The sequence below is a fragment of the Limosilactobacillus galli genome (genome assembly GCF_947381495.1).
In the GTDB taxonomy this organism is placed as follows: Bacteria; Bacillota; Bacilli; order Lactobacillales; family Lactobacillaceae; genus Limosilactobacillus; species Limosilactobacillus galli.
Window position 1 is genome coordinate 1 of the sequence record NZ_CANCWK010000143.1, and the last position, 252, is coordinate 252.

Here is a 252-nt window from a genome sequence, read left to right on the forward strand (position 1 = left end):
AATGCGATAGTAAGCATTCTTGCCAAGCTTCTGACGCAACTCAACAAAAAAATGATTCACTGCATATGCAGTTTTACCAGCAATTTTACTCGTGATATTAACTCTTGAAAGGCGATCAGTCATTACTAGTACAACACTGTCATTACCATTTTTCTGTCCCTGAACTGTATCCAGCTCCCAATGGCCAATTTCGGACCGTTGGTCCGCAGTTTGAGGTCGTTGAGCAATATTAGGCCCTAAGCACCTTTTAGC

Annotated in this window: 1 pseudogene; it reads right to left on the reverse strand. The window is 42.1% G+C overall.

From position 1 onward, the window contains the following. Positions 1–252: pseudogene (locus QOS10_RS10310) on the reverse strand (IS30 family transposase); the annotation flags it as partial.